Annotated in this window: 10 protein-coding genes; 3 read left to right on the top strand and 7 right to left on the bottom strand. The window is 63.5% G+C overall.

Annotated features, from left to right (window positions below; genetic code table 11):
* Positions 1–221 precede the first annotated feature (221 nt).
* From M729_RS0117985 to M729_RS0117970, 4 genes are all read right to left on the bottom strand, one after another.
* Positions 222–1,478 (bottom strand): O-antigen ligase family protein, encoded by a 1,257-nt coding sequence (locus M729_RS0117985; RefSeq protein WP_027162413.1) that lies wholly within the window; start codon positions 1,476–1,478, stop codon positions 222–224.
* The gene (locus M729_RS0117980; protein WP_013532222.1) at positions 1,475–3,010 is read right to left on the bottom strand and encodes an undecaprenyl-phosphate glucose phosphotransferase; all 1,536 of its coding nucleotides are present in this window, start codon (positions 3,008–3,010) and stop codon (positions 1,475–1,477) included. Before M729_RS0117980 ends, M729_RS0117985 begins: the two co-directional genes overlap by 4 nt.
* A gap of 94 nt (positions 3,011–3,104) precedes the next feature.
* The gene (locus M729_RS0117975; RefSeq protein ID WP_013532221.1) at positions 3,105–4,235 is read right to left on the bottom strand and encodes a glycosyltransferase family 4 protein; all 1,131 of its coding nucleotides are present in this window, start codon (positions 4,233–4,235) and stop codon (positions 3,105–3,107) included.
* Between the two features lie 10 nt (positions 4,236–4,245).
* On the bottom strand, positions 4,246–4,809 hold the full coding sequence (locus M729_RS0117970; RefSeq protein ID WP_013532220.1) for a polysaccharide biosynthesis/export family protein: 564 nt from the start codon (positions 4,807–4,809) through the stop codon (positions 4,246–4,248).
* Positions 4,810–5,069: 260 nt separating this feature from the next.
* On the opposite strand from M729_RS0117970, the gene M729_RS0117965 reads away from it, so the two are divergent.
* Positions 5,070–7,340 (top strand): Wzz/FepE/Etk N-terminal domain-containing protein, encoded by a 2,271-nt coding sequence (locus M729_RS0117965; RefSeq protein WP_027162412.1) that lies wholly within the window; start codon positions 5,070–5,072, stop codon positions 7,338–7,340.
* A gap of 46 nt (positions 7,341–7,386) precedes the next feature.
* Here M729_RS0117965 and M729_RS0117960 read toward each other — a convergent pair whose 3' ends face one another.
* Together M729_RS0117960 and M729_RS0117955 are read right to left on the bottom strand one after the other, a co-directional pair.
* Positions 7,387–8,223, bottom strand: coding sequence for a GNAT family N-acetyltransferase (locus M729_RS0117960; protein ID WP_027162411.1), 837 nt, complete (start codon positions 8,221–8,223; stop codon positions 7,387–7,389).
* Between the two features lie 4 nt (positions 8,224–8,227).
* Complete coding sequence (locus M729_RS0117955) at positions 8,228–9,451, bottom strand: GNAT family N-acetyltransferase (RefSeq protein WP_027162410.1); 1,224 nt, start codon at positions 9,449–9,451, stop codon at positions 8,228–8,230.
* 91 nt (positions 9,452–9,542) lie between these two features.
* Between M729_RS0117955 and M729_RS0117950 the strand changes: the two genes are divergently transcribed.
* Positions 9,543–10,601, top strand: coding sequence for a polysaccharide deacetylase family protein (locus M729_RS0117950; protein WP_027162409.1), 1,059 nt, complete (start codon positions 9,543–9,545; stop codon positions 10,599–10,601).
* Between the two features lie 15 nt (positions 10,602–10,616).
* Here M729_RS0117950 and M729_RS0117945 read toward each other — a convergent pair whose 3' ends face one another.
* Entirely contained in the window at positions 10,617–10,832 is a 216-nt protein-coding gene (locus M729_RS0117945; RefSeq protein ID WP_027162408.1) for a DUF2842 domain-containing protein, read from the bottom strand.
* Positions 10,833–11,030: 198 nt separating this feature from the next.
* Between M729_RS0117945 and M729_RS0117940 the strand changes: the two genes are divergently transcribed.
* Positions 11,031–12,122: a COX15/CtaA family protein gene (locus M729_RS0117940; protein WP_027162407.1), complete on the top strand. Its 1,092-nt coding sequence runs from the start codon at positions 11,031–11,033 to the stop codon at positions 12,120–12,122.
* Positions 12,123–12,137: the final 15 nt, after the last annotated feature.

Below are 12,137 nucleotides of genomic sequence, written 5' to 3'. Positions count from 1 at the left end.
ATATTTTTGCCATGGACCAACCGTCCGTCGAGCACTCGATCTACACTGGCCTGACGCTTCAAAACGCAAATGAAGCCGAGTAAAGCGCATGTAGAGCGCCTAGTCAGGAAATCCATCAGAAACTCGTATTCGGGAAGCTCTCGAAGCTGTCTTCGTCGTGATGTAGAGCGGGCCGGATCTCCACCGAAGGCCAACGTGAAGCCCTCTCACTCCCGCGACTTTTATGCCGGTGCCGGCGAGCCCTGCAAGGCAGGCCGCAACAGCCGTTGGTGCCTGTATTCCAGCGCGATGGCGCCCCAGATCAGGCCGAGCAGCAGGTAGACATGGCGCCAGTGGTCGATGTCGATGAAGGTGCCGAGCCCGATATTGCCGATGAAGGCGACATAGGCGCACAGGAGATAGGGCTGCCACGGCCGGTCGCGCAGCAGGATGCGGAAGCCGGCTGCTATCGTCCACAAGACGAGCGCGAGGAACGACACGAAGCCGAGCCAGCCATAATCCATCAGCATCTTCAGCCAGATGTCGTGGGTGTCTTCACCGAAGATCGTGCCGAAGACCAGCGGGCCGATGCCGAACGGATGCTCCATCGCCATCTGGAAGCCGATGCCGTAGCGGGCGAAGCGGCCGAGGCGGGCGGTGTCGTAGCTCTGTTCGAGATGGGCGCGGTTGGAAAACATCTCCGACACGCCGGGCAGCTGCAGGATGACGATCATGGCGACGACCAGCAGCGCCAGTGCTGCAATCGTCATCACCACCACGCGCAGCCGGAACATGCCGCTGGCGCTCTGCAGGAACAGGCAGCCGGTGAGCAGGACGGCCGAAACCGCGAACATGCCCCAGGCGCCGCGCGAAAAGGAGAAGAAGATGCCGGCGGTGATGATCAGCAGCGGCACCGCCAGCAGCGGCATGCGTGTCACCGGTCCGGTCAAAAGCAGATAGAGCAGATAGATGCCGGGCAGCACCAGAAACGGGCCGAACACGTTCGGGTCCTGGAAGGCGCCGGCGGCACGATCGTATTTGGTGAACATCTCGGCGCCCGGAAAGGCGTGGAAGTAGCCTGCAATGCCAAGCAGCGAGGTCGCCACGGCCGAAACCACATAGGCAATGAAGATCAATCGGTAGAGGTTCGGCTGTACAGCGGTGATCGATGCGAAGAACACCGCGCTGAAGGCGAGAAACATCGACACGGCGAGATAGAGCGGCGTGTTGGCGAGGTCCGCCATCTGCGTCATGGAGATCATGCCGCCGATGTTCATCGTCACCAGCAGCACCAGCAGCGGCGTTGCCGCGCGGGAAATCCGCAAGCCGAAAAGCGCCCAGATGGCAATCAGCCCGGCCATGTAGAGCTCATAGGGCGCCGGCTCGCTGATGACGAAGCCGGACAGCAGAATGCCGATGAAGACCGCGCCCGAGGAAATCAGCGCGATCAGCTTGGCGTTGACCACGGCCTGCGGCAGATCATGGCTGATCGCGCTCAATAGGCGTTTTCCGTATTGAGCAGCCGGAGCGGCGTCAGGAACAGGATCCGCAAATCGAACAGCAGCGACCAGTTCTCGATGTAGTAGAGATCATACTCCGTGCGCATGCGGATCTTCTCGTTGGTGTCCATCTCGCCGCGCCAGCCATTGATCTGCGCCCAGCCGGTGACGCCGGGCTTGACCTTGTGGCGGGCGAAATAGCCGTCGACGACCTCGTTGTAGAGCAGGTTATGCGACTGCGCGGCGATGGCGTGCGGACGCGGGCCGACCAGCGACAGCGAACCGAGCAGCGAGTTGAAGAACTGCGGCAACTCGTCGATCGAGGTCTTGCGGATGAAGCGGCCGACGCGGGTGACGCGCGGGTCGTTCTTGGTCACGGTCTGCTTGGCGGTCGGGTCGGCCTTGTCCGTATACATCGAACGGAACTTGTAGACCTCGATGATCTCGTTGTTGAAACCGTGCCGCTTCTGGTGAAACAGAACCGGCCCCTTGCTGTCGAGCTTGATGGCGATGGCGGTCGCCAGCATCACCGGCGAGAACACGACGATGCCGATCAGGCTGAAGACGATGTCGAAGGCGCGTTTGGCCACCGAATCCCAGTCGTTGATCGGCTTGTCGAAGATATCCAGCATCGGCACCGCGCCGATGTAGGAATAGGCACGCGGGCGAAACTGCAGCGCGTTGGAATGCGCCGAAAGCCGGATGTCGACCGGCAGCACCCACAGCTTCTTCAGCAACTGCAGAACGCGCGATTCGGCGGTCAGCGGCAACGATACGATCAGCATGTCGATACGCGCGATCCGGGCGAATTCGATCAGTTCCGAAATGGTGCCGAGCTTGGGGTAGCCGGCGACGATGGGCGGCGAGCGCTTGTCGCCGCGATCGTCGAAGATGCCGCAGATGCGGATATCGTTGTAGGGCTGCTTTTCGACCGAGCGGATCAGGATTTCCGCCGCCTTGCCGCCGCCGACGATGACGGCGCGCCGCTCCATGCGGCCATCGCGCGCCCAGGCCCGGATCAGCTTCGACATTACCAGCCTGAGGCCGAAGATGAGAACGAAGCCGATGACGAACCAGCTGCCCAACAAAAGACGCGAATAGTTTTCCGACATCTTCATGACGAACGCCGTCAGCGCCATGAGGGCGAAAGTGCCGGCCCAGACCAGCAGCACGCGGCCGAAATTGGCGATCGGCCGCATCAGGGCGACGATCTGGTAGCAGTCGGTGACGTCGAGCAGCACCACGGCAAGGAACGACGCGGCGGCGATCGTTACCGGATACTGCCAGGCGAGATAATTGAAGAACCCGACATAATGGAAATAGACGGCGAGCCCGGACAGGAACAGCAAGCCGAATTCGACCATGCGCAGGACGCCGCTGACCATGATCGGCGACATCGTATCGCGCCGGTACTGCGAGGCGACCTGGCGCGCGACATCGTTCATGCCGCTTGGCGTGTCGCCATCGGCCGGGCCGTCGAATTTACGCACCGCCTCTGCTGAAAAGCGGCGCGCGGGGTCGATCTCGTTCATGAGGGCTTTCCGCAAGCTTCCCCTCGATCATAGCAAAAGAGAGCTAAGAAACCCTTGAAACAACATACGGCTTTGGAACGGCTTGGTCCTGCGCCTACCTGTCGAGCGCGGCGAAATAGGCGTTCTCGATGTCGGCGGCCATCACATCGGCGCCGAAGCGTGCCTTGAGGTCGGCCCCATCCGGCATCAGATCGCGATAGGCGGCCGGGTCGGCCAGCGCCTGGCTCATCCTTTCGGCGAGCTCGATCGGGTCAGGTCGGATCAGGGCAGGGGAACCGGTGTCGAATATCTCCGGAATGCCGCCGACCGCTGTTGCGATCATCGGCTTTCCCGCGGCAAGCGTTTCCAGGACGATATAGGGCATGGCTTCGGCGCGCGAAGGAACGATGATAAGCGCGGCAAGGGCAAAGGCCTCCCTGGCCGGCATCGGCGGCAGGAAGCGGACATGGCGCTCGAGCCCGAGGCGTTTCACTTGCCCGTGGTAACGCGGTAGGTCGTCGCCGTCGCCGACCATCACCGCGGTCAGCGCGCGGCCGAACCGTGGGCCGGCGAGCGCCAATGCGTCGATGAAGATGTCCGGCCCCTTCAGGTCGCGCATCATGCCGATATAAAGCAGGTCGGCTGCGTCCGGGGCGGTGATCACCGGCTCGAATTCTGTGGCGCGCAGGCCGTTATAGACCAAGGTGTTGGGAATGGGCGGCTCGCCGACCTTGTGGCGATAGGTCCGCCGCTCATAGTCCGAGACAAACAGCAGATAGTCGGTGAAGCGAGCCATGAAGCGCTCGAGCGCGAAGAACAGCTTTCCGGTGGTCGTGTTCTCGTCATAGTGGAGGGAGCCGCCATGCGGCGAATAAAGGCGGGCTACGCGAGACCTTGATACCCGCAACAACGAGCCGAACAGACGGGCATAGGCGCCACCCTTGGCGCCGTGCCCGTGCAGTACGTCCGGCCGCAATTCCTTGATGATCCTGTACGTGCGCCAGGCCGAGGCAAGGTCGCCGGGACCGACGTGGCGCTGCATCGGCGTGCGATGAATGCCGAGCGCCAGCATGTTCTTCATCTGCTCGAACAGATGTTCCTCGAACGCGCCGCCCGTCGTCGAATCGCAGACGATGCCGACGGAATGCCCGGCGGCGACCTGCGCCTCGGTCAGGTCGCGCACATGCCGGAAAATTCCTCCGACGGGTGAGCGAAAGCAATGGACGATCCTGAGCCTGTCCGCCACTTGGTATCTGTCAGAACAGGCGTTCGCGGACGTAGACCGTATCGCCCGGCAGCAGCGGGTCGGAGGTGACCACGCGGCCGGTCATCACCTTGCCGTTGATGTCGCGGGTGATGTCGACGCTTTCCTGGTTGGCGCGCGGCGTGAAGCCGCCGGCAATGGCGATTGCCTTCTGCACCGTCAGGCCGGGGACGTAAGAGTATTGGCCGGCGGCACCCACTTCGCCCATGACGAAGATCGGCCGGTAGCGGTCGATCTCGACCGAAACGTCGGGATCGCGCAGATAGCCTTGCCGCAATTTGTCGGCGATCTCCTTTTCCATCTGCTGCGCGGTGTGGCCGCGCGCCGGTATGGCGCCGACAAGCGGGAAGGAGAGATAGCCGGATTGATCGACGCTGTAGGTGTTGGTCAGCCCGTCCTGCTCGAACACGGTGACGCGGACCCGATCGCCGGCGCCAAGACGGTAGGGCTGATCGAGCACCTCATGGAAGGCGGCCGGCGTCGGCCGGTAGCTGGAACAGCCAGCCAGCATCGATACGGCAAGCAGCGCGCGAAACAGGGAAGCAGTGCTTTTCATGACCGGACAAGTACCTTCGACTGGGCCGCTGCGGCGTCGCAGCAAACATCAGGGATCGAGGCCCGTTATCATCCTGTTAGGGTTAATGGCCGGTAAAGGGAGCGGCCGACACGTGGCGCATCGGCAAGAGTTTTTGCGATTTCTGGTGGTTTTGTTTGTCGCCCGCCAGTAAACCCTAACGGAAACTTACCGCGATCTTAACGGCTGAGTTACCATAGTTGTTTACGGTACGTGCTGACCCAGTATCGGAGTAGGGATGCATGTCCGTTCAGTCCGCGGCCGCAGATGTCGATGTCGATCTCAGGCAGCTCTTCGCCAGCCTGGCGAGGAATTGGCTGCGTATAGGCCTCGTCGTCCTGTTGGCGACCGGGCTGGCCTTTGCTTTCGCCTCGCTGGCAACCCGGCACTACAAGGCCGAGACGCAGGTGGAGATCGCGCCGCGCGAATCCATCTACACGCGGCCGGCCAGCAATAACAACGACACCGACAAGCCTATTCTCGACGAGCAGGGCGTCGCCACCCAGGTCCAGATCATTTCCTCCAACGAAATCCTCAAGCAGGTCTCGCAAAAGCTTGGGCTGGAAAAACTGCCCGAGTTCAATGAAGCGCTCGACATGTCGGCGCTGAGCCGCGCTCTGGTCCTGGTCGGCCTGAAAAGCGACCCGATGGAAATTCCGACGGAAGAGCGCGTGCTCAAGAAAATGCACGAGAAGCTCAACGTCTACGGCGTCGAGAAGACCCGCATCATTGCCATCGAGTTCTCATCGGAAGATCCCAAGCTCGCGGCCGCCATACCGGACGCCATCGCTGCCGCCTATATAGCGGGGCAAGGGGCGGCAAAGCTCGAATCGAACAGCGCCGCGGCAGACTTCCTGGCGCCCGAGATCGCTGACCTGCAGCGGCAGGTCAAGGATGCGGAGGCGAAGGTCGCCGCCTATCGCGCCCAGTCCGATCTTCTGATGGGTGGCAACAATTCGGTGCTGGCCACCCAGCAGCTTTCGGAACTGTCGAGCGAACTGTCGAAAGTGCGCGCCAACCGCGCTGCGGCCGAAGCGACCGCCGACGGTGTGCGCAGGGCGCTGCAGAATGGCGGTTCGCTGGACGCCGTGCCGGAGGTTCTGTCATCGGACCTGATCCAGCGCTTGCGTGAGCGACAGGTCGAATTGCGCTCCAACATCGCCGATCTGTCGACGACGCTGCTTGGCAATCATCCGCGCATTCGCGCGCTGAAATCGCAACTGTCCGATCTCGACGCGCAGATTCGCAGCGAGGCCCAGAAGATCATGAAAGGCCTGTTGATGCAGGCCGAGACGGCAAAGGCCCGCGAGAACCAGCTCGTCGCCGACGTCAACACATTGAAAGCCGCTTCGGCGCAGGCCGGCGAACAACAGGTCGACCTCGACGCACTGCAGCGCGACGCGACCGCCAAGCGACAGCAGCTCGAACTCTACCTGACCAACTACCGCGAAGCCGCTTCGCGCCAGGACCGCAACTATCTGCCGGTCGACGCCCGGATCGCCTCGAAGGCGTCGGTTCCCTCCGAGGCCTATTTTCCGAAGGTGGGACCCATCGTCGGCGCGGCTTTCGCCGCATCGCTGCTGATCATGGCCATCGTGACGCTTCTGCGGGAGCTGTTCTCAGGCCGCGCGATGCGGCCGGCGAGCGGTTCCCGTTTCGAACGGATCGATGAGGTGGCGATGCCCCATGTGGCGCAGACGCCGGCCGCCAAGCCATTTGTCCGCCCCGAGCCTGCCGTCTTCCAGGAAGCCGTCATTCACCAGGAACTGCCTGAACCTGCGCATGAAGCCGATGCGGAGCCTTATGCCGCTGCGATGCAGGCCATGGCCGAGGCGCCGGATGCGGTCGCAATGCCCGCTACGGCGGCGACAGAGCAAACGGTTGTCGAGCCCGAACCGGCGCGTTCCACCCTGGGCGAGATCGATATCGAAAGGGCTGCCGAAAAGCTGATCGCCAGCGGTGCGGCGCGCGCCATATTCGTCTCGCCGGAAGGCGACGAGGCGGCTGCATCGGCGATCCTGGTGGCGCGCGAAGTCGCCGACGCCGGGCTGCGCGTGCTGTTGCTGGACCTCACCGCGTCGGGGGCCGCCTCGCGGCCGATGCTGGACAGCGGACTTTTTCCCGGCATCACCAACCTGCTCGCTTCGGAAGCGCAGTTCAGTGACGTCATCCATGCCGATCTCTACTCGGACTGTCACGTCATTCCGGTCGGAACCGCCGATCCGGTCCGCGCCATGCGCGCCGCCGACCGGCTGCCGATCATCATGCAATCGCTGACAACGGCTTATGATCTGGTCGTGGTCGAATGCGGACCAGCCGACGCGCAGGGCATCGGCCGTCTGACCGGCGACGCCACCGAGGTTTTTCTCTCCATGCTGGAGGCCGACGACGAGGTGACGCAAGCTGCCGTCAAACTGATCGAGAACGGCTATCCCGACCTGACGCTGGTGACGCCGCTCGGCCACGAACCGCCCGGCAATCCGGTGCCGGGACGGCGCACTGCCGCCGCCTGAGAGAGCCGCGGATCGCCTGGCGGAGCCGTTCAGCGGTTCGCCCGATCTAGCCCAGTTCCAGGGTCGTTACGCCGAACACCCTTTGCAGGTCCAGTTCCGGGGCAGGCCCCTTGTACATGCGCGTGGTGGTGAAGGTCGGCGCAAAGCCGGCCGCATCGAGCGCAGTTATGAAACCGGTGTTATCGGCGGGGACGTCGATATGCAGCTCGCCGCCCTCACAGGCACCGGCCAGTCCCTCCAGGAGTTGCAAAGCGATTTCCATGTCGTCGGCAAACAGCGGGCCGATCTTGAAGCCGGATCGACACCGGCGCGCCACGCCAAAGCCGGTCACGCCGCGCGAACCGATTGCCGCCAACCCATGATGCGGTTCCTGCAGCCATCGCTGCAGGAAGGCCCGCCGCGGCGCCGGAAAACAATGGGCGTCATAGGCGACGACATCGGATAGGAGTTGCGTTGTAATCGTCCGCAACCCATCGGCCCTGGCCGTCGGGCCTGCCTTGCGCCCGGTGAAGCGGATGGTCTCGTAGGCCGGCGCGAAGCCCTTGCGCCGGTAATTGGCCTGCTGCTCGGCGACGCCGTCAAGGCCGACGGTCCGGCCTGCAAGCCTTTTCATGCCGGCGTCCCACACCGTCTTGCCGTAGCCCATGCCGCGCATGTCAGGCCGGGAGATGTAGAGGCCGATGAAGCCGAATTCGCTGCCATAGGCCACGGCCGAAATTGCCGCGACCATGTCGTCGCCGACAAAGGCGCCGATGAAGCCTTCGGGGTCCGCCGCCTGGAGCATCGCCGGGTCTTCAAGACCCGGATTCCAGCCTTCCGCGGCCGCCCAGTCGACGAGAAGCGCCAGTTCCTGCAGGGACAGTGTGCGGATGATCGGCGTCATTGCGTTAGCTATCTTCTTCCGAGGGCGCCGCCTGGCCGGCGGCTTTGCGGCGCAGCACCTTGGTCAGCTTCCAGATCGTCGGGCTGTTCTTGACGAAGGCTTTCAGCCGCGCGCCTTGCCGAAGCGTCAGCGCCAGCATGCGGCCCTTCACGGTCAAGGGGACCAGCACTTCGAAATGCCGCGTTTCGATATCGCACCACAGCCGCTTGTAAGGCTCATCTCCTACCGAAAAGTCATACACCTCGAAACCGGTCTCGCAGGCTTCCTGGATGTTGTCGAAGAACAGGAAGTCGCCGGGGCTGGCGTGCCCGAGATCGTCCTCGGCGATCGCTCCGAATTCGCAGATCAGGCGTTTGCCCGAGCGGCTTGAACCGGTAATGGCGCGCAGCTTGCCGGCAACCTCGAGCCCGTGCAGCACGAAGGAAGGCTTGTCCTCGCTAAGTGCTTGCGAAAACAGCGCGCGGAAGAAGCCGCGCACCTGCGCGTCGCCGAAGACGTTGGCGATGCCCATCTTGCGGAAGCGGAGTTCCTTCATCTCGAAGAAGGCGTCGAGCAGCCTGTCGACCTCGTCCGGGGTGCGGGCCTCGATGCGCCGGTGGCTGCCGACGGTCTCGAATTTCCGGATCTGCGACCGGTGCTTCTTGCGTTTGCGTTTGCCGCTGGCGCGAGAAAGCAGTGCATCGAAGCCGCCGGCGAGATCGACGGCCAGCGACAGATTCGGGCTGGAAAAATGGTCAAGCGATGCGAGCGGATTGGCGACGCCGTCGAGATCGGGCAGCAACCGCTCGAGCGCGACCAGATCGATGTCCGGGCGTGCCTCGGCGATGGCCGCCAGCACCGATCGGAGGGCCGGCATATCCGCCTTGGCCAGCCAGTTCGGGTCCGCGGCGACGAAGTTGCCGTTGGCGTGGCGCCCACCCATGAAGCGGGCGATCCGGAACGGCCCCTTCGAGGCAACCTCCAGCGCCAGCGAAAAAACCGGTTTGCCCTCGGCACTCAGCGTCGCGACGAGCAGGTCCGGTCGTGTCTCGGCCGCCCAGTTCAGGATCCAGGCAGCACCCTGCGCCGGACCAAACAGAGCCGAGCGGCAGAACTCGGCATAGGCCGCCAGTCCGTCCGTGGACGCCACCGAGATCGACAGGCCGGCACGGTCCCGTGGCAAGGCGCGCGACGATGCTTCGGTTGCCGCAAGCCGATTGCCGTCAAATGACGCAGTTGCGTCAACCATACCTCAATCCTTAGGGCGTATTGGTCGCGATTTGGGGGTTCGCATAGGCGCATTCCGTGCTTGGATCAGCCTAGGCGCAAAAGGTGAATGAATGATCGACGGCGGGGAGGCAATCCGGAAACTGGCGCTGAACGTCGCCCGCTATACCGGCCTTGCACCGCTGGCCAAGCCGTTCATCGGCGGCATTGGCGCCATCCTGATGCTGCACCGTGTTACCGCGACGCCGGAAAAGCCGGACAGCGTCAACCGGCATCTGAATATCGCGCCCGGCTTCCTTGACGCCATGATCGCCGACATGAAGGCGCATGGCTATGCCTTCGTCTCCATGGACGAGGCGGTGGAGTGCATCAAGGCGGGCGGCAAAGGCGGTCAGTTTGCCACGATCACCGCCGACGATGCCTATCGCGACAACATGGTCGAGGCGCTGCCGGTGCTGGAGAAGCACGGCGCGCCGATCACCATCTATGTCGCGCCTGGGCTGATCAACGGCACAGCCGACCTGTGGTGGGACGTTGTCGAGGACATCGTCAACGCGCGCGATACCTTGACGCTGACGCGGCCGAAGGGTCCGCTGACGATCGATTGCTCGACCCCCGCGAAGAAGCTGCAGGCCAATGCACGCCTGCACGCCTATCTCACCTCCGAAATCCGCGAGGAGGACCTGCAGGCGGTGTTGCGCGATCTGGCTCGCGCAAATGGCATCGACGCCGACGGTCCGCGCCTGCGGACACTGATGAACTGGGACGAAATCCGCCGCATCGCCGCGCATCCGCTGGTGACGATCGGCGCCCATACGATCAACCACAGCAATCTGAAGCGGCTCTCCGAAGCCGATGCCCGGCACGAGATCGGCGCCGTGCGCGCCATGTTGCTGGCCGAACTGGGCGAAGAGCCCCGCCATTTCGCTTACCCCTATGGCTATGCGAGTGCCGTAGGCTGTCGCGAAGTCGGCTTTGCCCGTGACGCAGGCTACACCTCTGCCGTGACGACGCGCCACGGCGTGCTGCGCGCCGAACATGCCGGGTTCCTGCATGCTTTACCGCGCATTTCCGTCAACGGCCGCTATCAGAGCCTCGCCCACATTCGCACCATGCTGTCGGGCGTGACGACGCCGCTCGCCAATGCCGGCAAGATGGTCGTCACCATCTGACGCTGGCGGTTTCGCCTAGCGCTTGGCCCTCGGCTCCACCATCAGCCATTTGATGATGCCCATTGCCGGCAGCACGCAGAGCAGGCCGCTGAGCAGGAAGAACAGGAAATGCACCCACGGACCCGACTCCGACAGCCGGGCGACCGCGAAGATCGATGCGACCAGCGCATAGATGATGACCAGCGCCACCAGCAGAAACATTCCGATCAGCTTTTTCAGGCGCAGGGGCATTGTTGGTCTCCTGATCGAGCGTGCCGGAATTTGCACAGGCGGCCTGGCAGGCTCAAGGGGTAACGGCCTCGCATAGGCCTTGAGGCGAGACTGCGCAACCGGTGAGACGCGGCGCGACGGCGTGCCGCGCCGGATGGTCTTGCCAGCACGGGTGCGATGGTCCACCAATCCGCCAAATCAACCTGCCGGGACAAGATCATGGCTGCCATATCAGCTGCCGCGCCATACGTCGCCCGCGACCGCGACCTGCATAACCGGGCGCTGCTGCGCGCCTGGCTCTATGTGGTGCTTCTGGTGCTGTTTGCGCTGGTGCTGGTCGGCGGCGCCACCAGGCTCACCGATTCCGGCCTGTCGATTACGCAGTGGAAGCCGATCCATGGCGTAATCCCGCCGCTCAACGATGCCGAATGGCAGGAGGAATTCCAGCTCTATCAGCAGATCCCGCAATATGCCGAGCTCAACAAGGGCATGAGCATCGAAGCGTTCAAATCGATCTTCTGGTGGGAATGGGCGCATCGCATCCTGGCGCGCAGCGTCGGCCTGGTCTTCGCCTTGCCGCTGCTGTTCTTCTGGGCAACGCGCCGCATCGAGCGCGGCCTGGGTCCGAAACTCGTGGGCATTCTGCTGCTCGGCGGCCTGCAAGGCTCCATCGGCTGGTGGATGGTGGCCTCTGGCCTGGTCGACCGGGTCTCCGTCAGCCAGTACCGGCTGGCGACCCACCTGACGCTTGCCGCACTGATCTTCACCGCCACCATGGTGGTCGCGCGCGGGTTGGCGCCGCATTCCGAGCCTGCCGCCGATAGGTCGACGCAGAGGCTGGCCGGCTTCATCGTGCTGCTGGCGCTGATCCAGATCTATCTCGGCGGCCTGGTCGCCGGGCTCGATGCGGGCCTGAGCTACAACACCTGGCCGCTGATGGACGGCAAGATCATTCCCGGCGATCTGCTGATCCTCGAGCCGGCATGGCGCAACTTCTTCGAGAGCCCGAAGACGGTGCAGTTCGTCCATCGGCTTGGCGCTTACACGGTATTCGTCGTGGCCTTGTGGCACATGATCGCCACGCGCCGGCGGCTGCCAGGCTCGACGCATGCGCGCCGCGCGACGCTGCTGTTTCTACTGGTGCTGGTGCAGGCCTCGATCGGCGTCGGCACGCTGCTCATGCATGTGCCGTTGCATATGGCGCTGACCCATCAGGGATTTGCGCTGATCGTGCTGAGCTTTGCAGCAGCCCATTGGCGCGGCACCAAGGGCGCCTATCCCTTGCCGACGGGAATAGCGCTCAGGGGCTGATCCCGAGCCGATCTA

The sequence above is a fragment of the Mesorhizobium sp. WSM1293 genome, from assembly GCF_000513875.1.
Classification (GTDB): Bacteria; Pseudomonadota; Alphaproteobacteria; order Rhizobiales; family Rhizobiaceae; genus Mesorhizobium; species Mesorhizobium ciceri.
Note: the sequence above shows the minus strand (reverse complement) of the source record. Positions and strands in the feature narration are given on the sequence as shown.

Coding starts and splice junctions, on each gene's coding strand:
- M729_RS0117980 (WP_013532222.1), bottom strand. CDS start 3,010: ATGAACGAGATCGACCCCGCGCGCCGCTTTTCAGCAGAGGCGGTGCGT.
- M729_RS0117970 (WP_013532220.1), bottom strand. CDS start 4,809: ATGAAAAGCACTGCTTCCCTGTTTCGCGCGCTGCTTGCCGTATCGATG.
- M729_RS0117965 (WP_027162412.1), top strand. CDS start 5,070: ATGTCCGTTCAGTCCGCGGCCGCAGATGTCGATGTCGATCTCAGGCAG.
- M729_RS0117960 (WP_027162411.1), bottom strand. CDS start 8,223: ATGACGCCGATCATCCGCACACTGTCCCTGCAGGAACTGGCGCTTCTC.
- M729_RS0117955 (WP_027162410.1), bottom strand. CDS start 9,451: ATGGTTGACGCAACTGCGTCATTTGACGGCAATCGGCTTGCGGCAACC.
- M729_RS0117950 (WP_027162409.1), top strand. CDS start 9,543: ATGATCGACGGCGGGGAGGCAATCCGGAAACTGGCGCTGAACGTCGCC.
- M729_RS0117945 (WP_027162408.1), bottom strand. CDS start 10,832: ATGCCCCTGCGCCTGAAAAAGCTGATCGGAATGTTTCTGCTGGTGGCG.
- M729_RS0117940 (WP_027162407.1), top strand. CDS start 11,031: ATGGCTGCCATATCAGCTGCCGCGCCATACGTCGCCCGCGACCGCGAC.